We start from the raw sequence: 21,610 nt of genomic DNA on the forward strand, positions 1-21,610 counted from the left end.
GTGTTTCACGGGTTTCACGGGTGACAGTCTCGCGTGATCGGAGGGCAAAGGTCTAGTCCACTGGGAGGGATTGTTGAGTGGCCATACAAATTCGGGACCTTCGTCGGCGGACGGGCCGGTACGCGGGCCCGTATCGGGTCCGTACGCGCGTGCGCGTGCAGGCTGTGTGCACGTTTGGGCACCGGATGTTGACGAGGCTCAAAAGTGGTGTAGACCTTTACGCGAATCGTACGGAACAACCTGGGGTGGAACGAGAACTTTGAAGGCGCGAACTGTCCAGGCCAGAAAGCTGAACCTCGCCGCGTCCGGCCTCGCACTGTGCCTGACCACGGTGACGCTGAGCGGCTGCGGCGCCGTGTCGGGCCTCTCCGGGGACAACGAAGTCACCCTGAAGGTCGTGGCGGCCGACTACGGGGACAAACCGGAAAACTCCTCCAAGCCCTACTGGAAGGAGCTCGCCGCGTCCTTCGAGAAGCGCCACCCCGGCATCAAGGTCCAGGTCGACGTCTACTCCTGGTCCGAGGTCGACGCCAAGGTCGCCGAGATGGTCAAGGCCGGCGAGGCCCCCGACATCGCCCAGATCGGCGCCTACGCCGACTACGCGGCCGAGGGCAAGCTGTACTCCGCCGACGAACTGCTCTCCGTGAACACCCAGGCCGACTTCCTCGAACCGCTCGCCGAAGCCGGCAAGGTCCGGCGCGTCCAGTACGGCATGCCCTTCGTGGCCAGCACCCGGCTGATGTTCTACAACGAGAAGCTGTTCGCCGACGCCGGAGTCATCCCCAAGGACGGCAAGACCCCCTGGCAGCCCAAGAGCTGGGCCGATCTGGAGTCCGCCGCCAAGAAGCTCAAGGCGGACGGGGTCACCACGCCCTTCGCGCTGCCCCTGGGCCGCGAGGAGGCGCAGGCCGAGACCATGCAGTGGCTGCTCGCGGGCGGCGGAGGCTACGCCGACAACGAGGACGCGTACTCGATCGACTCCCCGGCCAACATCAAGACCCTGGAGTTCCTGCGCGACAAGCTCGTCGGCGGGGGCCTGACCGGCCCCGTCGAACCGGCCAAGCTGGACCGCCAGGCCGCCTTCGACTCCTTCTCGCGCGGCGAGGTCGGCATGCTCAACGGGCACCCGACGCTGCTCCAGCAGGCCGCCGCGAAGGGCGTCCAGTACGGCATGACCCCGATGCCGACCTCCGACGGGGTGCCCCACCCGACGATGGGCGTCGCCGACTGGGTGATGGCCTTCAAGACCGGCCACCAGTCGCAGTCCGGGAAGTTCCTCGACTTCCTGTACGAAGAGAACAACGTGACGGCCTTCACCGAGAAGTACGACCTGCTCCCGGTCACCACCAGCGGCTCCCGGGCGATGGACGCCTCCACGGGTGCCTCCTCGGCGCAGCTGAAGACCTTCCTGCACGCGCTGCCCAACGCACGCCTCTACCCGGTGGGCAAGAAGTCCTGGGCGGCCGTCAGCGAGGACGTCAAGAAGAACATCGGCAAGGCCGTGCAGCCGGGCGGGCAGCCCGGCAAGACCCTCGCGGACCTCTCCGAGATGGCGCGCAAGGCGGACGCCCGCTGATCCGTGCCGGGCGCGGGCCGTCAGCGGGGGCTGTCGTAGGGCAGGGCTAATCTGGCCGTATGACGGACGCGGACGAGAGGCCGCCGGCCGGGCTGAGCGCCGACGAGGCGGCCGTACTGGCCTACGAAGGCCGCACCTGGCCCGGGCCGGGCGCCAAGGAACGGGCCATAAGGGAAGGACTGGGGATGCCCCCGGTCCGGTACTACCAGCTGCTCAACGCGCTGATGGACGATCCCAGGGCGCTCCGGCACGCGCCGGGCACCGTGAACCGCCTGCGGCGCATCCGCGAAGCACAGCGGGCGAGGCGGTAGCGGCGGCCGCGGTGCGGCAGCCGGGGTCCGGCGGCCGGGGTGTGGTGCCCCGCGCCGTAGCCGTGGCCCGGTTGGGCCGTTAGGGTCGAGCGTATGGGGAGCCATCCGCACGATCTGCCGATGCCCGTCACCACCGCCGGACGCGAGGGACTCGAAGCCCTCCTCCGCGCACCGCACCGCTCCGTCGTCGCCCTCGACTTCGACGGCACCCTCGCCGACATCGTTCCCGACCCCGACCAGGCCCGGGCCCACCCCGGAGCCGTCCCCGCGCTCGCCGCCCTCGCCCCCGAGGTCGGCTCCATCGCGGTCGTCACCGGCCGGCCGGCCGGGGTCGCCGTCCGCTACGGGGGCTTCGCCGGGGTCCCGGGACTCGAACACCTGGTGGTGCTCGGACACTACGGAGCCGAGCGCTGGGACGCCGTGAGCGGCATCGTGCACGCTCCGGCCGAGCATCCGGGGGTCGCGGCGGTCCGGGCGGAGCTGCCCGGGTTCCTGGACGCGATCGGCGCGTGGCGCGGGACGTGGATCGAGGAGAAGGGCCAGGCCCTGGCCGTCCACACCCGGCGCGCGGCCGACCCGGAGGCCGCCTTCGCGGCCCTGCGCGAGCCCCTGGCGGGGCTGGCGGCCCGGCACGGCCTGATGGTCGAACCGGGCCGGGCCGTACTGGAGCTGCGGCCGCCGGGGATGGACAAGGGCGTCGCCCTCACGGAGTACCTCGCGGAGGTGGGGGCGCAGGCCGTGCTCTACGCCGGCGACGACCTCGGGGACCTGGCGGCCTACTCGGCGGTGGAGAAGCTGCGGGCCGGGGGCATGCCGGGGCTGCTGCTGTGCAGTGGCTCGGCGGAGGTCCCGGAACTCGCCTCCCGCGCGGACCTGACCCTGTCCGGCCCCTCGGAGGTCGTCGCCTTCCTGGCGGCGTTGGCCGTGGCCGTGCGGGCCTAGCTTTTGACGCGTGCCCCGTGCGGCTCGGTGCCCGGCGCGGCCGGGCGGGTGCGGCTCGGTGCCCTGCGGGGCCGTCCCCTACCCGCCCTTCCACCGTTCCCTGGGCTGCGCCCAGACCCGCGCCTCAAACGCCGGCGAGGCTGGATCAACCCAGCCTCGCCGGCGTTTGAGGCGCGGGGGTTCGGGGACTTCGCTCCCGGCAGCGGCGCGCTCAGGCGCGCAGTGCGTCCAGTTGGGACGTGAGCCACTGGGCCGGGGGGAGGGCCGTCGCCGCCACCGCCAGGCGTTTCGTGCGGTCCGCACGCTCCGCGGACGGCATCGAGAGGGCCGCGTGCAGCGCCTCCGCCGTGGCCGTCACGTCGTACGGGTTCACCGTCAGCGCGTCCGCGCCGAGCTCCTCGTACGCCCCCGCCCCGGTGGACAGCACCAGCACGCACCCCGCCTCCGAGACCACCGGGATCTCCTTCGCGACGAGGTTCATGCCGTCCCGCACCGGATTGACCAGCGCCACGTCCGCCAGCCGGTACGCCGCCAGCGACCGCGCGAAGTCGTCCTCGACGGAGACGATCACCGGCTGCCAGTCGGCCGTGCCGAACTCCGCGTTGATCTCCGCCGCCAGCTCCCGCACCGACTCGGTGTACTCCCGGTAGACGGCCAGGTCCTGCCGGGAGGGGTAGGCGGAGGCCAGGTGGACCACCCGCTCCCGCCATTCGGGGTGGACCGTCAGCAGCTCCCGGTACGCGAGCAGCCCCCGCAGGATGTTCTTCGACAGCTCCGTGCGGTCCACCCGGACGATCGTCTTCAGCCCGCCGACCTCCGCCCGCAGCGCCGCCAGCTTGTCGTCCACCTCCGGCCGGTGCGCGAGCGCGCGCAGCTCGTCCGCGTCCACGCCGAGGGGGTACGCGGTGACGTGGGTGAACCGGAGCTCCCCGTATCCGTGCCCGTCCGCGGCCTTCCTGCGGTGCCGCACCTCGTACTCCGAGGTCTCGAACGGGACGGACGCGTTCGCGACGCCGTGTGCGTCGTCCCTGGTTGCGTCGGCGAGGAAGTTGCCCGCCCACCCAAGCGTGTGGAAGCCCAGCCGGTCCGCCCCGAGCATCCCCCAGACCAACTGGCTCCGGATGTCGGCCGGGAGCATGTCCAGGAACTCCCGCGCAGCCCACGGCGTGTGCGTGAAGTGCCCGATCCGCAGGTCCGGGCGGAGCTCCCGGAGCATCCCGGGGGCCAGCGCCAGGTGGTAGTCCTGGATCAGGACCGCCGCCCCCTCGGCCGCCTCCTGCGCGAGCGCCTCCGCGAAGGCCTCGTTGTACGTGACGTACGAGGCCCAGCGCCGCCGGAACTCCGCGTCGAAGACCGGCTCGCGCGGGATCTCGTACAGGTGGTGGTGGAGGAACCACAGCACCGAGTTCGCGATGCCGTTGTACGCCCCGTCGTAGACCTCCGGGTCGATGTCGAGCATCCGTACGCCCGGCTCGGACACCCCCTGCCGTACCGCCCCCCGGTCCGCGTCCGACAGTGCCGCGCAGATCCACAGTGCCCCCGGCTGCTCCGCGAGGGCGGTGGAGAGGCCGGAGACGAGGCCGCCCCCGCCGCGGCGGGCACTGAGCGTGCCGTCCGCGGCGAGGGCGTACGAGAGGGGGCCGCGATTCGCGGCGACGAGCACCTGGGAAGCCATGCGGCGAACCTAGCCCGCCTCGACTCCGGTCAAACGTCAGCGCCTGCGCGTACGCCGGACCGAGAGGAAGACCACACCTCCGAGTGCCGTGAGCGTGGCGGCCGCCGTGCCCATCAGCCACAGCTCCCGGCCGTCGGAGCCGGTGGTGGCCAGGTGCCCGCCCGGCGGGCCCTTGGAGTCGTCGCCCGGGGTCGCGGGGGTCTCCGGCAGCGGTCGAGGCTGCTGGGTGGTGGGAGACGCGGACGGTGTGGACGGTGTGGAGGGTGTGGACGACGGCACCGTGGTGGGTGAAGGGGAGGCCGACGGGGACGGCGTCGGGGAGGACGAGGTGCTCGGCGACGGCGACGGGTCCGGGGTCGTGATCACCGGCGGGACCGGTGCGCACGCCGGGTCCTTCGAGCCGTTCTCGCAGTTCGTGCGGCCACTCTCCGCGACCACGTGGTTCGTCAGCTTGCCGTCGCCGGTCAGCGGGTCGTTGACCTTCACCTTGTACGTGATCGTCGCCGTCCTGCCCCGCGGGACGTCGCCCGTCCAGGACAGCTTGGGCGCCGTATACGTGGCCGAACCGAGGTCCGCCGTCGCCACCCCGTCGAAGGCCGCGTCGTCCAGCAGCTGCGTCAGGTCGTCGGTCAGCTTCGCGTTCGGGTAGTCCAGGCTGCCGATGTTCTTCGCGGTGATCGTGTAGGTCACCGTGTCACCGGGCGCGACCGACTTGGCGGGCGAGGCCGTCTTCGTCACCTCCAGGTCAGGCACCGGCACGGCCAGCGCGAACTGCGAGATGACGTACGTGTCCCCGCGCGTGCGGAACGTCAGGTCGGCGGAGGTGGCCCCGGCCGGCAGCGAGGCCGCGGGGATCTCGAAGGACTTCGCGTCGATGCTGAGGTTGTTGGCGTGCTTCGGTTCCAGCGAGCCGTCGGCCGAGCTGGTGAAGAAGTTGTCGGCCGCCCCGTTGGCGGGGTTGGTGATGTTCGCGCCGTTCACCCGGAACTGGTCGCCCTTGGTGTTCCAGTCGCCCTCGTAGGCCGTCGCGCTCGCGCGGACCGGGCCGTCGCCGGTGCGGTAGAAGCCCGAGACCTTGACCGTGGTGTCAGGGCTGGTCGAGCGCTGGAGCACGTGGCCGCCGTAGACGTAGACGTTGCGCCGCTCGGGGGCGTGCTCGTTCGGGCCGGGGTACGCGTACACGACCGTCAGGGACCAGCCGGCGACGCAGCCGCGCCCCTGAGGGGCCCAGATGTTGCCGACGGCCACGGGGACCGGCGAGCCGGTGGCCACGTCCGCGAAGGCGGCGGTGACGTCGGACTCGCCCGTGTAGTAGTGCGGGCCGCCCGTTTGGGCCGGGTCCTCGACCATGTCCGACAGGGTCACCGGCCGGGCGGCGCCCGAGCCGACCTTGACGACCGGGCGGGTGGTCAGCGGGTCACCGGGGGCGCGCCGCACGTCCTCGCCGGAGACGTCGCACCGCTCGATGAGGTTCGAGCCGAGCTTGTACGCGCCGTTGTTGCCGCCCCAGAAGAGCCGCGCGTACGCCACCTTCGCGCCCGGAGGCACGGTGAGCAGGCCGGTGCTGGAGGTGCCGGTGGCCGTCCCGAGCCCGGCCGCGTCCACCGGGCGGGCGACGAAGTCGTTGTTGTTCTTCGTGCCCCCGCCCCGCTGGACCTCGGCGCACTCGGCGGCCTCGGCGGGCGGTGCCTGGGGGCAGCCCATCACCGTGTTGCCGAGCGTGACGAAGTCCCCGTAGAGCGCCTCGTCGTACCGCTTCTCGAAGGGGGAGACCACCTCCGCGACGGCCGGTCCGCTCAGCGAGCCGATCAGCAGCGCCGCGCCCCCGGCCACCGCGAGGGCGGATCCCCATACATGTCTGAAACGTATAAACCCCATGAAAGGGAAATTAGACCGATAGGGGTTGATTCGGGCGTTACGCCACGCGACGGCGCGCGTACTCCTCGATGTCGAGCATCGGCGGCCGCTCCTCGGTGTCCACGGCGTAGGTGTGCGGTACGAACCCCTCCGGGCCCCGCTCGAACTGCGTCAGCTCGGGGCGTACGAGGTGCCCCCGCGAGAGCCGTACCTGCGCCGTGCGGTAGATCGCCGCGGCCATCCGCCCCAGGGCCTGGCCGTCCTGGTGGCGGTGCAGCCGTACGCCCACGTCCACCTGGGCCAGCGCGTCGAGCCCGGCCGTGTGCAGTGCGTCCACCAGCAGGCCCAGCTCCACCCCGTAGCCCACCGGGAACGGCAGCCGCTCCAGCAGCTCGCGGCGCACGGCGTACTCGCCGCCCAGCGGCTGGACGAAGCCGGCCAGCTGCGGCCAGTGGAGGTTGAGCAGGGGGCGGGCCACCAGCTCCGTGACCCGGCCGCCCTGGCCGTGGGCCTTGGCGGAGGCCAGGGCGGCCGGGTCGCCGGACTCCTGGCCGAAGGGGCGGTCGTACATGGCCTTGACGAACCGCACGTCCGGATCGGTCAGCAGCGGGCCGACGATCCCCGAGACGAAGGCGGCCGAGAAATCGCGCAGGTCGGCGTCCACGAAGCAGACGATGTCGCCGGTGGTGACCAGCAGCGAGCGCCACAGGACCTCGCCCTTGCCGGGCACCGCCGGGATCCGCGGCAGGACCTCGTCGCGGTGCACCACCCGGGCCCCGGCCTTGGCCGCGACCTCCGCCGTGCGGTCCGTGGAGCCGGAGTCGATCACGACGAGCTCGTCCACCAGCGGAACCGGCAGGCCCTCGATCAGATCGCGCCGGATCACCTCGACGATCGCGCCGACCGTCGCCTCCTCGTTCAGCGCCGGCAGCACCACGCTGACCGTGGTGCCCGCTGCCCGCTTGGCCGAAAGCAGCTGGCCGAGCGGTCGGTCGGCGGCTGACCAGGAGCGGTCTGCCAGCCAGCGCTCCACCTCTTCCAGCACCTTCAGCACTCCCTGGTTCATCACTGGGTTCATCATGGGTTTGGACCGAAATGTGATCCATCTCGCGGTTCGGACGGCTGTCTCAACCACCCGGGCCTTCGGTTACAGTCTTGAACAACGCGAAGGTCCACCGCATGCCGGGGGTCCCCGCGTACAAACGCACCGGCGCGCCACAGAGCGCGTGTGCCGGTGCCATACCGCTCATCCAGAGGGGCAGAGGGACACGGCCCGTTGAAGCCCCGGCAACCCTCCAGTCGGTTCTCGCGATCGCGCATTCCAGCGCCGCCAGCGAGGTCCCCGGCTAGGGAAGGTGCCAATTCCGTCTCATGGCGAAGTGCGCCATGGGGAAGATGAGGAGAAAGGGCCTCGCCATCATGGCTGCACAGTCTGTCGCAACCTCTGCCGAAACCGTTGAAAACGCTTCTGGCACCTCTGTCGATCTCGGTCCCGCCACCGGCCTTTCCTGTCGTGAGTGCGGTACCGGCTTCGAGCTCGGCCCGATCTTCGCCTGCGCCGAGTGCTTCGGCCCGCTCGAAGTCGCCTACGACCTGCCGCTGGGCGACCCGGAAGCCCTGCGCGCCGCCATCGAGGCCGGCCCGAACAACATCTGGCGCTACGCGCCGCTGCTGCCCGTCCCGGCGGACGTGGCCTCCAAGCCGAGCCTGAACCCCGGCTTCACCAAGCTCGTGGACGCGGCCAACCTGGCCAAGGAGCTCGGCGTCACCGGCAAGCTGTACGTCAAGGACGACTCCGGCAACCCGACGCACTCCTTCAAGGACCGCGTCGTGGCCATCGCCGTCGAGGCCGCCCGCGCCTTCGGCTTCACCACCCTCTCCTGCTCCTCCACCGGCAACCTGGCCGGCGCCGTCGGCGCCGCGGCCGCCCGCGCCGGCTTCCGCTCCTGCGTGTTCATCCCGCACGACCTGGAGCAGGGCAAGGTCGTCATGGCCGGTGTCTACGGTGGCGACCTCGTCGGCATCGAGGGCAACTACGACGACGTCAACCGCTTCTGCTCCGAGCTCATCGGCGACCCGCTGGGCGAGGGCTGGGGCTTCGTCAACGTCAACCTGCGCCCGTACTACGGCGAGGGCTCCAAGACCCTGGCGTACGAGATCTGCGAGCAGCTCGGCTGGCAGCTGCCCGACCAGATCGTCATCCCGATCGCGTCCGGCTCGCAGCTCACGAAGATCGACAAGGGTCTCCAGGAGCTGATCAAGCTCGGCCTCGTCGAGGACAAGCCGTACAAGATCTTCGGCGCCCAGGCCGAGGGCTGCTCGCCCGTCTCGACCGCCTTCAAGGCCGGTCACGAGGTGGTCCGCCCGCAGAAGCCGAACACCATCGCCAAGTCGCTGGCCATCGGCAACCCGGCGGACGGCCCGTACGTCCTGGACATCGCGCGCCGCACCGGCGGCTTCGTCGAGGACGTCAACGACGAGCAGGTCGTCGAGGCCATCAAGCTCCTCGCCCAGACCGAGGGCATCTTCGCCGAGACCGCGGGCGGCGTGACCGTCGGCGTGACGAAGAAGCTCGTCGAGAACGGGCAGCTCGACCCCACGCTGACCACCGTGATCCTGAACACCGGTGACGGCCTCAAGACCCTGGAGGCGGTGGCCGAAGGTGGTGGCCAGACCGCCACCATCCGCCCCAGCCTGGACGCGTTCCGCGCCGCCAACCTGGCCTGATCTTCTTACCTGTACACCGGAAGGGCAGTAGCACCATGAGCGTCAACGTCCGCATCCCCACCATCCTGCGCACCTACACCGGCGGCCAGGCCGAGGTCCCCGCCGAGGGCGCGACCCTCGAAGAGGTCATCCAGTCCCTGGAGGCGAGCCACCCCGGCATCGCCGCGCGCGTCCTGGACGACCAGGGCAAGCTGCGCCGCTTCGTGAACGTCTACGTCAACGACGACGACGTGCGCTTCGAGGGCGGGCTGCAGACGTCCACTCCGGACGGCGCCGGCATCTCGATCATCCCCGCCGTCGCGGGCGGCTGCTGAGCCTTCGCGTGACCCCGTAGGACCTCGCGGAAACTGAATTGCCCCCTCCGTTACCAAACGGAGGGGGCAATTCTGCTTGATTGGGCGCGGTAGAGTTGGGGAAGTCCCCTCCGCTGTTCTTGCCCGCCGCATATGAGCGGGCCGCGAGAGGGTTGACATTGAGTCAACATGCAAGTGCGCTATGGGCCCTTGGCGCGGTTTGTCCGGCCCGAGTTGCCCTGGAATATTCTGGGTTTTCACCCTATTTCAAACTTTCGCTGTGTCCAGAATTCTCGTTGGAATGACCTGTTGCAGACAGCAGCGGTGCGGATACATTCAGCCCCGGTCGAGGCGTTCCGGCGCAAGTTCTGACCCGGGACCGCGAAGTGCGGTCCTGCGCAAGGGCCAGTAATAGGGGAGTTAGGCATGGCTCAGGGCACCGTCAAGTGGTTCAACGCGGAGAAGGGCTACGGCTTCATCGCGGTCGACGGTGGTGCGGATGTGTTCGTCCACTACAGCGCCATCCAGATGGACGGGTACCGCACCCTTGAAGAGGGTCAGCGGGTCGAGTTCGAGATCTCGCAGGGCCAGAAGGGTCCGCAGGCGGACATGGTCAAGCTCGCCGCCGGCTAGTCCGACCGCGATCGACCACCGACACGTACGGGCCACGCACAGCGGCCGCGTACGACGGCACAACGGCATATGTACGAGGGGCCCACATCCTGGACACGGGATGCGGGCCCCTCGTGCGTGGCGGCTCCGGAGCCCTTGCGGTGTCCGGGTGTTCATCCCGGGTTGCCCGAAGCCGCTTGCACTCGGGGGGGTCGAGTGCTAATCATTGGCGTTAGCACTCTCCTGGTGAGAGTGCTACCTATACGAGGACCGGGTCAGTGAGGCCCGCAGGGTCCGGCGGGAAGAAACCGCCGGGCACGCAGGCCGTCCGTCGCGGGCGCGGGCGCGGTCCGGGAGCACTCCACCGCTGTCCGGGAGGACCACTTCAGATGGCCAAGATCATTGCGTTCAACGAGGAGGCCCGGCGCGGTCTCGAGCGAGGCATGAACCAGCTCGCCGACGCCGTCAAGGTCACCCTTGGCCCCAAGGGTCGCAACGTCGTCCTTGAGAAGAAGTGGGGCGCCCCCACGATCACCAACGATGGTGTCTCCATCGCCAAGGAGATCGAGCTCGAGGACCCGTACGAGAAGATCGGCGCCGAGCTGGTCAAGGAAGTCGCCAAGAAGACGGACGACGTCGCCGGCGACGGTACGACCACCGCCACCGTTCTCGCCCAGGCGCTCGTCCGCGAGGGCCTGCGCAACGTGGCCGCCGGTGCGAACCCGATGGCCCTCAAGCGCGGTATCGAGAAGGCCGTCGAGGCCGTCTCCGCCGCCCTGCTGGCGCAGGCCAAGGATGTCGAGACCAAGGAGCAGATCGCTTCGACGGCCTCCATCTCCGCCGCCGACACCCAGATCGGCGAGCTCATCGCCGAGGCCATGGACAAGGTCGGCAAGGAAGGCGTCATCACGGTCGAGGAGTCGCAGACCTTCGGCCTGGAGCTCGAGCTCACCGAGGGCATGCGCTTCGACAAGGGCTACATCTCGGCGTACTTCGCCACCGACATGGAGCGCATGGAGTCGTCCCTCGACGACCCGTACATCCTGATCGTCAACTCCAAGATCGGCTCGGTCAAGGACCTGCTGCCGCTCCTGGAGAAGGTCATGCAGTCCGGCAAGCCGCTGCTGATCATCGCCGAGGACGTCGAGGGCGAGGCGCTCTCCACCCTCGTCGTCAACAAGATCCGCGGCACCTTCAAGTCCGTCGCCGTCAAGGCTCCGGGCTTCGGCGACCGTCGCAAGGCCATGCTCGGCGACATCGCCATCCTCACGGGCGGCACGGTCATCTCCGAGGAGGTCGGCCTCAAGCTCGAGAACGCCGGTCTCGACCTGCTCGGCCGCGCCCGCAAGGTCGTCATCACCAAGGACGAGACCACCATCGTCGACGGTGCCGGTGACAGCGACCAGGTCCAGGGTCGCGTCAACCAGATCCGCGCCGAGATCGAGAACTCCGACTCGGACTACGACCGCGAGAAGCTGCAGGAGCGCCTGGCGAAGCTCGCCGGCGGTGTCGCGGTCATCAAGGCCGGTGCCGCGACCGAGGTCGAGCTCAAGGAGCGCAAGCACCGCATCGAGGACGCCGTTCGCAACGCGAAGGCGGCCGTCGAAGAGGGCATCGTCGCCGGTGGCGGCGTGGCCCTGCTCCAGGCTTCCTCGGTCTTCGAGAAGCTCGAGCTCACCGGCGACGAGGCGACCGGCGCCAACGCCGTCAAGCTCGCGCTGGAGGCCCCGCTCAAGCAGATCGCCGTCAACGGTGGTCTCGAGGGTGGCGTCGTCGTGGAGAAGGTCCGCAACCTGCAGATCGGTTGGGGCCTGAACGCCGCGACCGGCGAGTACGTGGACATGATCGCGGCCGGCATCATCGACCCGGCGAAGGTCACCCGCTCTGCCCTGCAGAACGCGGCGTCCATCGCGGCTCTCTTCCTCACCACCGAGGCCGTCATCGCCGACAAGCCCGAGAAGGCCGGCGCGGCTGCCGGTGGCGGCATGCCGGGCGGCGACATGGACTTCTGATCCACCCCCGGGCTCCGGCCCGAAGGTAGATCGGCTGTTCGCATCACGTACCGAGGGCGGCACCCCCAGCTGGGGGTGCCGCCCTCGGGCGTTTGCGACGGCCTAGAAGCCGGTGGTGTCGATGTCGAAGTCGAACGGCTCCGGGACGTGCAGGGGCTGGCCGAACGAGACCGTCTTGCGGGAGCGGTACCCGTGAGGGGAGGGGTCCCAGAAGCAGGTGATCTCCGAGTGCTGCATGTCGACGACCAGGTAGACGGGGACGAGCAGGCCGTACACGTCCAGTTTTTCGTTCCAGTCGGCGTCTCTCGTGGACACCGAGGTGAACTCGGCTACTAGGGACAGAGCCGCACCGTCCGCGTGTCGGCCCTCCCCGTCGAAGGCCGCCTCATCCGCAACGAACAGGTCTGGCCCGTACGCGCGCTCGGAGGCCGAGAACCGGAAGAGGAAGGGTGCGGTGTCCGCGCCGTGTCCTTCAGGGGCGTGGGCCTCGATCTGCTTCCGGAGTGCTCGCATGGGCCGGTAGTAGCGCAGCTTGGAAAACGGCGACACGACGATCTTCCCCCGGATGAGCTCGGCCTTGAAGCCGTCTGGCGTGTTCATCTCCGCAACCGTCTGCAGGAGCTCCTCGAATGTCGGCAGCACCGACAGCGCCTCTATGGGTGTGGCCCGCTCGGTCATGATCGTCACCGTCATCCTCCGGATGGCGTGCTGTGCCCCTGAATGTGTGCCTCGTCCCAGGCTAGCGGCGGGCGGACCGCCGTGCCCGGCCTATGGGACGGACCGCCCCAGCCCCCCGACCTTTGGTTGACTGCAGACATGACTGATGTGTTCGTCAAGATCTGCGGGCTCAAGACCGCGCACGACGTCGAGGTCGCCGTGGCCGCCGGGGCCGATGCCGTCGGCTTCGTCTTCGCGCCCGGCAGTCCGCGTACGGTCGACGCCGTGACGGCACGGGAGCTCGCCGCACACGTGCCGGACGGGGTGCTCACCGTGGGGGTGTTCCGGGGGCAGTCCGTCGCGGAGGTGCGGCGCTTCGCCGAGGAGAGCGGCGTACGGGGCGTGCAGCTGCACGGCGAGGAGGGCCCGGAGGACTTCGCGGCGCTGCGCGCGGAGGGCCGCACCCTGCTGCGGGCCACGGCGCAGCACGTGGAGCGCTGCGGGGAGTACGGCGAGGACCTGCTGCTCCTCGACGCCCCGGACCCCGGCTCCGGCAAGCCGTGGAACTGGGGCTCGGCGGACTTCACCGCGCCGGCGGGCCGCTGGCTGCTGGCGGGCGGGCTGACACCGGCCAACGTGGGTGAGGCCCTCACGGCCACCGGCGCGTGGGGCGTGGACGTGTCGAGCGGCGTGGAGAGCGAGCGCGGCGTCAAGTCCCCGGATCTGATCCGCGCCTTCATCACGGCGGCCCGCGAAGCGAGGCCCTGCGGGGCCTGACCCCGTGGGGCCTGACCTTGCCGGGCTGCGCCCCAGGGGGTCCGGTGAGAGGGCGGGTGGGGGACTCCGCCCCGCCGCCCGGGAGCCATCGGCGCCACGCCCGGGCCGGGGGCCGGGCGTGTGGATCCGCTGCGCCGTCCGGCCGTTCGCGGCCGGTGTCGGCGGGGATCCGGGCGCCGGGGATGGTCGGCTGTCCGACGGTCAGTCGCCCCCAGCGAAAGGTGGTACCCGGTGAAACGAGCCCGTTTCCTCGCCGCGGTCGTCCCGTCCCTGCTCACGGCCGCACTCACGGCCACCGCGATGAGCGCGCCCGCCACGGCCGCGCCCCTGCCGAAGCCCAAGCTCCCGGTCCCGCACTGCTTCGACAGCAACGGGACCGACCTCAACGACTTCTACGGCGTGAAGGAGCGGATCGTGGGCCCGCCCACCTGCCGTGAGATCTACGCCAAGGAGAAGTGGGTCAGGGTCGCGCCGGGCTGGACCACGGCGCCCAGCGCCGCGGTGGCCGTGTACCCGGCCGGGTACACGCCGTCCGAGACCAACCCGATCGACGACTTCAACTCCAAGTTCGACAGCGCCACCTACGTCACCGACATCGGCACGCCGCAGGAGAAGCGCCACACGTTCAAGAAGAAGCAGGTCCTGCGGACCGGCTTCGTCGGCCCCGACGGCCTTCCGTTCTCGGTCGCCGTCTCGCCGCCGCTCAAGGCGCTGGACCTCGGCCCTCACACGCACACCGTCCTGTTCACCCTCAGTGCCGAGCACTGCGACGGCATCGGAACGGACCGCGAGGAGAGCTGCCTGCCCGCGGGCACCTTCCCGTACACGGTGGACACCGCCATCACGGTGGTCCCGGCTCCGTAGTCGTCGTACGGCTGGTCGTAGTCCGGCTAGGCCAGCGAGTCGATCCAGCGCTCCAGGCGACGCCCTTCCGAGGCCATCATCTCCGGGTCGCGGAAGGTGTTCGTGAGCAGGGAGATGCCCTGGTACGAGGCGATCAGGGCGACCGCGAGCTCGCGCGCGTCGGTGGCCCGGCCCAAGGCGAGGAACTGCTGCTCGGCCCAGTCGAGCAGCACCCGCATGACGGTGGCGAGGGTCTGGTCGAGGCCGTCGTCGCGCTTGTCGAGCTCGGAGGCGAGCGAGCCGGTGGGGCAGCCGTAGCGGGCGGTGAGCTCACGCTGGTCGACCCAGCCGGCGAGGAGGGCCTTCAGCCGGTCCTGCGGGGTGGGGAGCGCGTCCAGAACGGCGATCAGCCCGGCCAGGTGCTGCGCGTGGGCGTCGATGGCCGCTTCGACCAGCTGGTCCTTGGTCTTGAAGTAGTAGTAGACGTTGCCGAGGGGGACGTCGGCCGCGCGCGCGATGTCGGCGATCGTCGTCTTCTCCATGCCCTGTTCGTGCAGGACCTGGGCCGCGGCCGCGGCGAGGCGTTCGCGCTTGCCGCCACGTTTCGTACCTGAGTAAGTCACCTGACTAAGTGTAGACGGGTGCCACCCGGGAGGCTATGGTCGTCCCAGGAGTTAGTCAGTCAGCTAACTCACTTCATGGGTGGGAGCCTTTCATGATCGTCATCACGGGTGCGACCGGAAACGTCGGCAGCGAGCTGGTACGGATCCTCGCGGCGGCGGGGGAGCGCGTCACGGCCGTCTCCCGCCGGGCGCCGGAGCATGCCCTGCCCGACGGGGTCCGCCACCACCGGGCCGATCTCGCCGATCCGCAGAGCCTGCGGCCGGCCCTCGCCGGGGCCGGGGCCCTGTTCCTGCTCGTCGCCGGCGAGGACCCGCGGGCGGTCCTCGCAACGGCCGCGGAGGCCGGCGTACGCAGGGTCGTACTGCTGTCCTCGCAGGGGGTCGGGACCCGGCCCGAGCAGTACGGGCACCCGGCCGCCTTCGAAGAGGCGGTCCGCCGGTCTGGGCTGGAGTGGACGGTCCTGCGCTCGGGCGGGCTCGACTCCAACGCCTTCGCCTGGGCCGACTCGATCCGTACGCACCGCACGGCCGCGGCGCCCTTCGGGGACGTCGGGCTGCCGACGGTCGACCCGGCGGACGTGGCCGAGGTCGCCGCCGCCGTACTGCGGGGCTCCGGGCACGCGGGGAACACGTACGACCTCACCGGCCCGGCCCCGGTCACCCCGCGCGAGCGGGCCGAGGCGATCGCGGGGGCGATCGGCGAACCGGTGCGGTTCGTGGAGCAGAGCCCCGAGGAGGCCCGCGCGCAGATGCTGACCTTCATGCCCGAGCCGGCGGTGGAGGGCACCCTGGCGATCCTGGGCGCGCCGGTCGCCGCCGAACGGGCCGTCAGCCCGGCCGTCGAGCGGATCCTCGGCCGGGCCCCGCGCCCCTTCGCCGCCTGGGCGGACCGCTCGGCGGCGGCCTTTCGCTGACCGGGCCGGACCGCTCGGCGGCGGTCTTCCGCCGGCGAAGCCGGACCGGCCCGGCATCCCTTCCCGTCTCTCCCCGGAGGAGCAGCACCCATGCCCGTACAGCCCGTACTCGACTCGACGATCCACTACCGGGAGGCCGGTACGCGCACCGGTGTGCCGGTGGTCTTCCTGCACGGGAACCCCACCTCCTCCCACCTCTGGCGGGAGGTGATCCCCGCCGTCGGCGGCCCGGCCCGGCTCCTCGCGCCTGACCTGATCGGGATGGGGGACTCGGGCAAGCCCGACCTCGCCTACACCTTCGCCGATCACGCCCGCTACCTCGACGCCTGGTTCGACGCGCTCGGGCTGGAGCGGGCCGTGCTCGTCGGGCACGACTGGGGAGGCGCGCTCGCCTTCGACCGGGCCGCCCGGCATCCGGGGCGGGTGCGCGGGATCGCGTTCACCGAAACCATCGTCAAGCCGATGAGCTGGGAGGAGTTCCCCGAGGGCGGCCGCGAGCTGTTCCGGGCGATCAAGACGCCCGGGGTGGGGGAGGCGATGATCCTCGACGAGAACGCCTTCATCGAGGACACGCTGCCCGGAACCTTCGGCCCCGGCGCCCTGGAGGTGTACCGGGCCCCGTACCCGACGAGGGAGAGCCGGCGCCCGATACTCCAGTGGGCCCGGTCGATGCCGCTGGGCGGGGAGCCGGCCGAGGTGGTGGCCCGCGTGGCGGCGTACGACGAGTGGCTCGCGGCGAGCCCGGACGTGCCCAAGCTGCTGCTGACCTTCGCCCCGGGGCCCGGGGCGATGACGGGACAGGAGACCGTCGACTGGTGCGTGGCGAACATCGCGGGTCTCGAACTCGCCCGGCACGACGACGTGCCCGCCGGCCACCACACCCCCGAGGACCACCCGCTGCTGGTCGCGGCGGCGGTACGGGACTGGGCGGGTCGGCACGGACTGTGGGGGTGAGCCGGTTGCCCCGATCGGCGAGGGTGGGGCGAAGGGCGGGCGGAACGGGCCTTCGGACCCTCCGGCGACGGACGTAGGTCCCTGTCGGTGGGCCTTCCGCCCCGGGGAGACTTCGAAACATGGACACTCTGGATTCGGTGATCGTCAACGTCAACGATCACCTCTGGACCTACCTGCTGATTCCGCTGGTGGTCGGTGCGGGCCTGTACTTCACGGTCCGCTCCCGGGGTGTGCAGCTGCGCCTGCTTCCCGAGATGTTCCGGGTGGTGAAGGAGAAGACCCCGCCGCGCGCCGACGGCCGCAAGCAGGTCTCGTCCTTCGGCGCCTTCACGATCTCGGCCGCCGCGCGCGTCGGTACCGGCAACATCGCCGGTGTCGCCGCCGCCATCACCCTGGGCGGCGCGGGCGCAGTCTTCTGGATGTGGATGATGGCGCTGATCGGCGCGGCCTCCGCCTTCGTGGAATCGGCCCTCGCCCAGCTCTACAAGGTGCGCAACGCCGGCGGCGCCTACCGTGGCGGCCCGGCCTACTACATGCAGCGGGCGCTGGGTAAACGCTGGCTCGGGGTGCTCTTCGCGGTGACGATCACCGTCACCTTCGGCTTCGTCTTCAACGCCGTACAGGCCAACACCATCACCGCCGTGGCTTCGGGCTCCCTCGCCGACACGGACGGATCGAACTGGTTCGGCCCCTCGCTCGGCGTGCTGCTGGCCGCCCTGCTGGGCCTGGCCGTCTTCGGCGGGGTCAGGCGGATCTCGTCCATCACCACGGTCCTGGTGCCGGTGATGGCGATCGTGTACCTCCTCCTCGGCGCGGCGGTGGTCCTCCTCAACATCACCGAGTTCCCCCGGGTCATCGCCGACATCGTCGGCGGCGCCTTCGGCTTCCGCGAGCTGGCGGCCGGCGGTATCGGCGCGGCCATCCAGCAGGGCATCCGGCGCGGCATGTTCTCCAACGAGGCGGGCCTGGGCTCGGCCCCGAACGCGGGCGCCGCCGCCGAGGTCTCGCACCCGGTCAAGCAGGGCCTCGTACAGTCCCTGGGCGTCTTCTTCGACACCCTCCTCGTCTGCACGATGACGGCCTTCATCGTCCTGGTCACCAACCCGGAGCTGTCGGGCCGCCAGGGCGCGGACCTGACGCAGACGGCGCTGAGCGAGACGCTGGGCGGGTGGGCCGGCCATCTGCTCACCGTGGTGGTCTTCATGCTCGCCTTCAGCAGCATGATCGGTAACTACTACTACGGCGAGACCAACATCCAGTTCATCACCCGCAAGCGGTGGGTCCTGCCCGGCTACCGGGCGCTGGTCCTGTCGGCGGTCGTCCTGGGCTCGCTCGGTTCGGTGTCGATCGTCTGGAACCTGGCGGACGTGTTCATGGGCCTCATGGCCCTGATCAACCTCGCCGCGATCATCCCGCTGTCGGCCATCGCCTTCCGCCTCCTGGACGACTACCTCGCCCAGCGCCGCGCGGGCCTGGAACCGGTCTTCACCCGCGACCGCATGCCGGACCTGAAGGGGATCCAGTGCTGGGACCCGATCCGCACGACGGTCCCGTCGGCGCAGGCGCCGGAACGGGTGTAGCGGGCTGGTGGTGTGCGGGGGTTGCTGCGTGCGCCACCCGATCGTGGGACGCTGAACGAAACGGCCGCACGCCGTGAAACCGTCTGTCTACGCTCGCTGGCATATGCCACAGGAGAGGAGACCCGCGATGACCGCAGCCATGGTCGAACCCGACCGGAACGCCGACGGCCGCACGTGGGAGTACCTGCTGCAGAGCTGGCGTGACCTGGACGTGCCGGAGGGCTGGCGCGCCGAGATCGACGGAGGACAGATCGCCTTGGTGCCGCCGCACCACCGCCACCACAACGCAATCGCAGAGAGTGTGCAGCGCACCCTGTACGGGGTCCTGCCGCCCGAGTGGGGCGTCTACCAGACGCTCGGCATCCACATCGCCCCACTGGACAAACTCTACGTGCCGGACCTGGTGGTGGTCCCGTCCGTCCTGGTCAGGGGTGTGGAAGCCGAGGTCTCCGACCCGGTGGACGCGGCCGAGGCGCTGCTCGTCGTGGAGATCACCTCCAAGAGCAACGCCGATGTCGACCGGAAGAGGAAGCTCTGGGCCTACGCTCACGCCCCCGTCCCGGTGTACGTCCTGATCGACCGGTTCGACGAGCACGGACCCACGGCCACGCTGTTCACCGAACCGGAGAACGGCGCCTACAAGCACGCCGTCCGGGTCGCCTTCGGCGACGGGTTGCGGCTCCCCGAGCCCTTCGCCCTGACGCTCGACACGGGGAGCTTCCCGCACTGACCCGGTGGTTCGTGACGGTCAGGCGAGGCGGTCCGGTATCGGGGCCAGGTCGTAGTTGGCCCAGACGTAGGAGTCCATCTGGTGCTGGTCGCCGGAGAGGTTGGTGACCCGGTCGACCTTGCCGTCGGCGTCGAAGTGCCAGACCAGCGCCCACAGCGTGTCGACCTTGCCTACGCCGCCGGTGGTCCAGCCGCGGTGGACGTCGACCACGTACTCCTCGTTGGCCTCCAGGAACAGCGGGTCGGCCTGGAATCCGGCCTTGCCGAGCTGGGTGAAGAAGGCCGCGACCTCCTCGACGCCCCGCTTGGTGCCCGACAGCGGGTGGTGGCCCGGGATGGTCCACTCGATCCCCTCCGCGAGCACCTCCCGCATGCCGTCGAGGTCGTAGGCCGCATAGGCGGTGAAGAACTTGGTGATCGCGTCGACCTTGATGCTCTTGTCGCTCATGCTGTGCGGATCCGTTCCTTCTCATCCGTGATCGAGTGCGGTTCTCGTCCTGCGCACGATCGACGATAGGTGCGGACTCCACGGTTCAGGAGGGGGATCTCACCCGCGGGCCGACGGGCCTCAGACCGCCGGGCCGGAGACGGTGACCGGGCCGTCCGGTTCGACCGAGGTCACGACCGCCGTCGAGCGCAGGGACTCGACCTGGTCGGGGGAGAGGCGGGCGCTGAAGCCGTTCAGGGCGTGGCGGTACACGTGGACCGGGGTGATCCCGTAGGCGTCCGCGACGGCGGCCGGGTCGAGGCCGCGGTGCACGGTGACGATGTACGCCGGCCACTCGGCCGGGGCCGTACGGGATGAGGGCGCGGCTGGTCCGGGGGCCGTGGCGTGGGCGGGCGGGGCGGGCAGGGCGAGGGCGGCGGCGAGGGCGACGGCGGCGACGGCGGGGATCGACAGGGTCCGGCTCGTACGAGTGCGCATGACGGCGAGGCCACCACGTACGGCCGGTCCGGTCAACGACCTGCGGCGGCGCGGCGGTCGCGGGCGGGGGCGAACCGCGGGAACCGTGAATGCGCCCCCGCCGGATGAGCGTGCGGTGCCTTCCGTACGGGTGAACCTGCCGACCGGCGCCCCACGGGTGCGCGGCGTTCGCGCAGGTCGGCAGGGGCCGGGAACCGCGGGGGCGGAATCCTTTCTTCAGTCGGTACGAGAATCAGCCCGGGTCGGCCCGGTGCGCGGCCGGACGGGCGGTTCGGCCCGGTCAAGGCGTGCGGCCGGCCCGCCGAAGAAGGGGAGGGCCGCACTCCGTGAGGCGTTCCCGTCGGACGGAGGCGGCTTCCGCATGCCGCCCTCCACCCCTCGGGAGTTCCCTCGATGTCCATGCGCCTGCTCGCCCGCGCCGCCACCGCCGCCCTGCTCGCCATCACCCCGGTGGCCGCCGCTTCCGCGTCCGCCGACGTCGCACCCGAGCCCACCCCGGTGCCGCTGACCATCTCGGCCAACGCCATCCCCGGCCAGTACATCGTGACCCTGGAGCCGGGCTACGACCCGGCGAAGGTGGCGGAGCGGCTGGGCCTCAAGCCGAAGTTCCTCTACACCAAGGCCATGAGCGGCTTCGCCGTCCCCATGACCAAGCTCCAGCTGGAGATCGCGCGCGTCGCCCTGGGCGTGAAGTCGGTGGAGGCGGACGCGAAGGTCTCGGCGCCGTCGAGCGTGCCGTCGACGGCCACCGCGCTGCGCGGGCCGTCCGCCTCCTGGGGCTTGGACCGGATCGACCAGAAGCTCCTGCCGCTCGACAACACCTTCACCGCTGAGGGCAACGGCGCGGGGGTGAACGCATACATCCTCGACACGGGCATCGAGTACGCGCACGACGAGTTCGGCGGCCGTGCCACCTTCGGCTTCGACGCGATCAAGGACGGCCGCGACGGCCTGGACTGCAACGGCCACGGCACGCACGTCGCGGGCACCGTCGCCGGCAAGACGTACGGGGTGGCGCGCAAAGCCAACCTGGTCAGTGTCCGCGTCCTCGACTGCAAGGGCGAGGGCGACACTTCCGGGATCATCGCGGGCCTGGACTGGGTGGCCAAGAACGCGAAGCAGCCCGCGGTCCTCAACGGCTCCCTGGGCGGAGACAAGTCCCAGGCCGTGAACGATGCGGCGAACGCCGTGACGGACGCGGGCGTCCTGCCGGTCATCGCGGCGGGCAACTCCTCGAAGGACGCCTGCCTGGTCTCCCCCGCGTCGGCGGGGAAGGTGCTCACAGTAGCCGCCAGCAACCAGTGGGACGAGGAGACCAGCTTCTCCAACTTCGGCGAGTGCGTGAGCCTGTATGCGCCCGGAGAAGCGGTCGTCTCCGCCAAGCTTGGCGGCGGCAGCGTGGCCGAGAACGGCACGTCCATGGCAGCGCCGCACGTCACGGGCGTGGCCGTCCTCTACAAGGCGGCAAACCCGGGCGCCACGCCGGAAGCCATCGTCGAGTACCTGGGGGACGAGGCCACGAAGGACGTTCTGAAGAGCATCAGCAAGTCCTCCCCGAACTCCCTGCTGTTCACCAACGGTCTCTGACCACCGCGGGCGCGAG

Annotated in this window: 21 protein-coding genes and 1 riboswitch; of the genes, 14 read left to right on the forward strand and 7 right to left on the reverse strand. The window is 70.6% G+C overall.

Features of this window, described 5'->3' with window-relative positions; translation table 11 throughout:
- Positions 1-259: 259 nt before the first annotated feature.
- From OHA37_RS20870 to otsB, 3 genes are all read left to right on the forward strand, one after another.
- The gene (locus tag OHA37_RS20870) at positions 260-1,576 is read left to right on the forward strand and encodes an extracellular solute-binding protein (RefSeq protein WP_266907400.1); all 1,317 of its coding nucleotides are present in this window, start codon (positions 260-262) and stop codon (positions 1,574-1,576) included.
- A 59-nt stretch (positions 1,577-1,635) separates the two neighbouring features.
- Positions 1,636-1,887, forward strand: a complete 252-nt coding sequence (locus tag OHA37_RS20875) for a DUF3263 domain-containing protein (protein ID WP_266907402.1) — start codon at positions 1,636-1,638, stop codon at positions 1,885-1,887.
- A 93-nt stretch (positions 1,888-1,980) separates the two neighbouring features.
- Positions 1,981-2,829 (forward strand): trehalose-phosphatase, encoded by an 849-nt coding sequence (otsB, locus tag OHA37_RS20880; RefSeq protein ID WP_266907404.1) that lies wholly within the window; start codon positions 1,981-1,983, stop codon positions 2,827-2,829.
- A gap of 211 nt (positions 2,830-3,040) precedes the next feature.
- Here the strand turns inward: otsB and OHA37_RS20885 are convergent, their stop codons facing one another.
- Genes OHA37_RS20885 through OHA37_RS20895 form a run of 3 tightly spaced genes read right to left on the reverse strand, consistent with a single transcriptional unit; the run spans position 3,041 to position 7,406 of the window.
- Positions 3,041-4,504 (reverse strand): alpha,alpha-trehalose-phosphate synthase (UDP-forming), encoded by a 1,464-nt coding sequence (locus OHA37_RS20885; RefSeq protein WP_266907406.1) that lies wholly within the window; start codon positions 4,502-4,504, stop codon positions 3,041-3,043.
- A gap of 36 nt (positions 4,505-4,540) precedes the next feature.
- Entirely contained in the window at positions 4,541-6,382 is a 1,842-nt protein-coding gene (locus tag OHA37_RS20890) for a DUF7927 domain-containing protein (RefSeq protein WP_266907408.1), read from the reverse strand.
- 37 nt (positions 6,383-6,419) lie between these two features.
- A complete protein-coding gene (locus OHA37_RS20895; RefSeq protein ID WP_266912951.1) occupies positions 6,420-7,406 on the reverse strand; it encodes a glucosyl-3-phosphoglycerate synthase in 987 nt (328 codons plus the stop codon).
- 198 nt (positions 7,407-7,604) lie between these two features.
- Positions 7,605-7,763, forward strand: a riboswitch (SAM riboswitch).
- 17 nt (positions 7,764-7,780) lie between these two features.
- Here OHA37_RS20895 and thrC point away from each other — a divergent pair.
- The 4 genes from thrC (at position 7,781) to groL (ending at position 12,005) form a co-directional block, all read left to right on the forward strand.
- The gene (gene thrC, locus OHA37_RS20900) at positions 7,781-9,088 is read left to right on the forward strand and encodes a threonine synthase (protein WP_266907410.1); all 1,308 of its coding nucleotides are present in this window, start codon (positions 7,781-7,783) and stop codon (positions 9,086-9,088) included.
- Between the two features lie 35 nt (positions 9,089-9,123).
- Positions 9,124-9,402, forward strand: a complete 279-nt coding sequence (locus OHA37_RS20905) for a MoaD/ThiS family protein (RefSeq protein WP_266907411.1) — start codon at positions 9,124-9,126, stop codon at positions 9,400-9,402.
- 405 nt (positions 9,403-9,807) lie between these two features.
- Positions 9,808-10,014: a cold-shock protein gene (locus tag OHA37_RS20910; RefSeq protein ID WP_008743607.1), complete on the forward strand. Its 207-nt coding sequence runs from the start codon at positions 9,808-9,810 to the stop codon at positions 10,012-10,014.
- Between the two features lie 368 nt (positions 10,015-10,382).
- The gene (gene groL, locus OHA37_RS20915; RefSeq protein ID WP_266907413.1) at positions 10,383-12,005 is read left to right on the forward strand and encodes a chaperonin GroEL; all 1,623 of its coding nucleotides are present in this window, start codon (positions 10,383-10,385) and stop codon (positions 12,003-12,005) included.
- Between the two features lie 102 nt (positions 12,006-12,107).
- Here groL and OHA37_RS20920 read toward each other — a convergent pair whose 3' ends face one another.
- On the reverse strand, positions 12,108-12,698 hold the full coding sequence (locus tag OHA37_RS20920) for a Uma2 family endonuclease (RefSeq protein WP_266907415.1): 591 nt from the start codon (positions 12,696-12,698) through the stop codon (positions 12,108-12,110).
- A 123-nt stretch (positions 12,699-12,821) separates the two neighbouring features.
- Here OHA37_RS20920 and OHA37_RS20925 point away from each other — a divergent pair, with 123 nt between their 5' ends.
- Entirely contained in the window at positions 12,822-13,439 is a 618-nt protein-coding gene (locus OHA37_RS20925; RefSeq protein ID WP_266907417.1) for a phosphoribosylanthranilate isomerase, read from the forward strand.
- A 231-nt stretch (positions 13,440-13,670) separates the two neighbouring features.
- Positions 13,671-14,303, forward strand: a complete 633-nt coding sequence (locus OHA37_RS20930; RefSeq protein WP_266907419.1) for a hypothetical protein — start codon at positions 13,671-13,673, stop codon at positions 14,301-14,303.
- Between the two features lie 26 nt (positions 14,304-14,329).
- Here OHA37_RS20930 and OHA37_RS20935 read toward each other — a convergent pair whose 3' ends face one another.
- Positions 14,330-14,905: a TetR/AcrR family transcriptional regulator gene (locus OHA37_RS20935; protein ID WP_266907421.1), complete on the reverse strand. Its 576-nt coding sequence runs from the start codon at positions 14,903-14,905 to the stop codon at positions 14,330-14,332.
- 92 nt (positions 14,906-14,997) lie between these two features.
- Between OHA37_RS20935 and OHA37_RS20940 the strand changes: the two genes are divergently transcribed.
- From OHA37_RS20940 to OHA37_RS20955, 4 genes are all read left to right on the forward strand, one after another.
- Positions 14,998-15,819: an SDR family oxidoreductase gene (locus OHA37_RS20940; protein WP_266907423.1), complete on the forward strand. Its 822-nt coding sequence runs from the start codon at positions 14,998-15,000 to the stop codon at positions 15,817-15,819.
- Between the two features lie 90 nt (positions 15,820-15,909).
- On the forward strand, positions 15,910-16,773 hold the full coding sequence (locus tag OHA37_RS20945) for a haloalkane dehalogenase (protein ID WP_266907425.1): 864 nt from the start codon (positions 15,910-15,912) through the stop codon (positions 16,771-16,773).
- Between the two features lie 119 nt (positions 16,774-16,892).
- Positions 16,893-18,353, forward strand: a complete 1,461-nt coding sequence (locus tag OHA37_RS20950; protein WP_266907427.1) for an alanine/glycine:cation symporter family protein — start codon at positions 16,893-16,895, stop codon at positions 18,351-18,353.
- A gap of 127 nt (positions 18,354-18,480) precedes the next feature.
- The gene (locus OHA37_RS20955; RefSeq protein WP_266907429.1) at positions 18,481-19,083 is read left to right on the forward strand and encodes a Uma2 family endonuclease; all 603 of its coding nucleotides are present in this window, start codon (positions 18,481-18,483) and stop codon (positions 19,081-19,083) included.
- An 18-nt stretch (positions 19,084-19,101) separates the two neighbouring features.
- On the opposite strand, the gene OHA37_RS20960 is transcribed toward OHA37_RS20955, so the two are convergent.
- Both OHA37_RS20960 and OHA37_RS20965 read right to left on the reverse strand, forming a co-directional pair.
- Positions 19,102-19,530, reverse strand: a complete 429-nt coding sequence (locus OHA37_RS20960; RefSeq protein WP_266907431.1) for a nuclear transport factor 2 family protein — start codon at positions 19,528-19,530, stop codon at positions 19,102-19,104.
- A gap of 120 nt (positions 19,531-19,650) precedes the next feature.
- Positions 19,651-20,007 (reverse strand): protease inhibitor I9 family protein, encoded by a 357-nt coding sequence (locus OHA37_RS20965; protein ID WP_266907433.1) that lies wholly within the window; start codon positions 20,005-20,007, stop codon positions 19,651-19,653.
- A 399-nt stretch (positions 20,008-20,406) separates the two neighbouring features.
- On the opposite strand from OHA37_RS20965, the gene OHA37_RS20970 reads away from it, so the two are divergent.
- A complete protein-coding gene (locus OHA37_RS20970) occupies positions 20,407-21,594 on the forward strand; it encodes a S8 family peptidase (RefSeq protein WP_266912953.1) in 1,188 nt (395 codons plus the stop codon).
- Positions 21,595-21,610: the final 16 nt, after the last annotated feature.

Source organism: Streptomyces sp. NBC_00335 (assembly GCF_036127095.1).
Classification (GTDB): domain Bacteria; phylum Actinomycetota; class Actinomycetes; order Streptomycetales; family Streptomycetaceae; genus Streptomyces.

Coding starts and splice junctions, on each gene's coding strand:
- OHA37_RS20875 (WP_266907402.1), top strand. CDS start 1,636: ATGACGGACGCGGACGAGAGGCCGCCGGCCGGGCTGAGCGCCGACGAG.
- otsB (WP_266907404.1), top strand. CDS start 1,981: ATGGGGAGCCATCCGCACGATCTGCCGATGCCCGTCACCACCGCCGGA.
- OHA37_RS20885 (WP_266907406.1), bottom strand. CDS start 4,504: ATGGCTTCCCAGGTGCTCGTCGCCGCGAATCGCGGCCCCCTCTCGTAC.
- OHA37_RS20890 (WP_266907408.1), bottom strand. CDS start 6,382: ATGGGGTTTATACGTTTCAGACATGTATGGGGATCCGCCCTCGCGGTG.
- thrC (WP_266907410.1), top strand. CDS start 7,781: ATGGCTGCACAGTCTGTCGCAACCTCTGCCGAAACCGTTGAAAACGCT.
- OHA37_RS20905 (WP_266907411.1), top strand. CDS start 9,124: ATGAGCGTCAACGTCCGCATCCCCACCATCCTGCGCACCTACACCGGC.
- OHA37_RS20910 (WP_008743607.1), top strand. CDS start 9,808: ATGGCTCAGGGCACCGTCAAGTGGTTCAACGCGGAGAAGGGCTACGGC.
- groL (WP_266907413.1), top strand. CDS start 10,383: ATGGCCAAGATCATTGCGTTCAACGAGGAGGCCCGGCGCGGTCTCGAG.
- OHA37_RS20920 (WP_266907415.1), bottom strand. CDS start 12,698: ATGACGGTGACGATCATGACCGAGCGGGCCACACCCATAGAGGCGCTG.
- OHA37_RS20925 (WP_266907417.1), top strand. CDS start 12,822: ATGACTGATGTGTTCGTCAAGATCTGCGGGCTCAAGACCGCGCACGAC.
- OHA37_RS20940 (WP_266907423.1), top strand. CDS start 14,998: ATGATCGTCATCACGGGTGCGACCGGAAACGTCGGCAGCGAGCTGGTA.
- OHA37_RS20945 (WP_266907425.1), top strand. CDS start 15,910: ATGCCCGTACAGCCCGTACTCGACTCGACGATCCACTACCGGGAGGCC.
- OHA37_RS20950 (WP_266907427.1), top strand. CDS start 16,893: ATGGACACTCTGGATTCGGTGATCGTCAACGTCAACGATCACCTCTGG.
- OHA37_RS20955 (WP_266907429.1), top strand. CDS start 18,481: ATGACCGCAGCCATGGTCGAACCCGACCGGAACGCCGACGGCCGCACG.
- OHA37_RS20960 (WP_266907431.1), bottom strand. CDS start 19,530: ATGAGCGACAAGAGCATCAAGGTCGACGCGATCACCAAGTTCTTCACC.
- OHA37_RS20965 (WP_266907433.1), bottom strand. CDS start 20,007: ATGCGCACTCGTACGAGCCGGACCCTGTCGATCCCCGCCGTCGCCGCC.
- OHA37_RS20970 (WP_266912953.1), top strand. CDS start 20,407: ATGCGCCTGCTCGCCCGCGCCGCCACCGCCGCCCTGCTCGCCATCACC.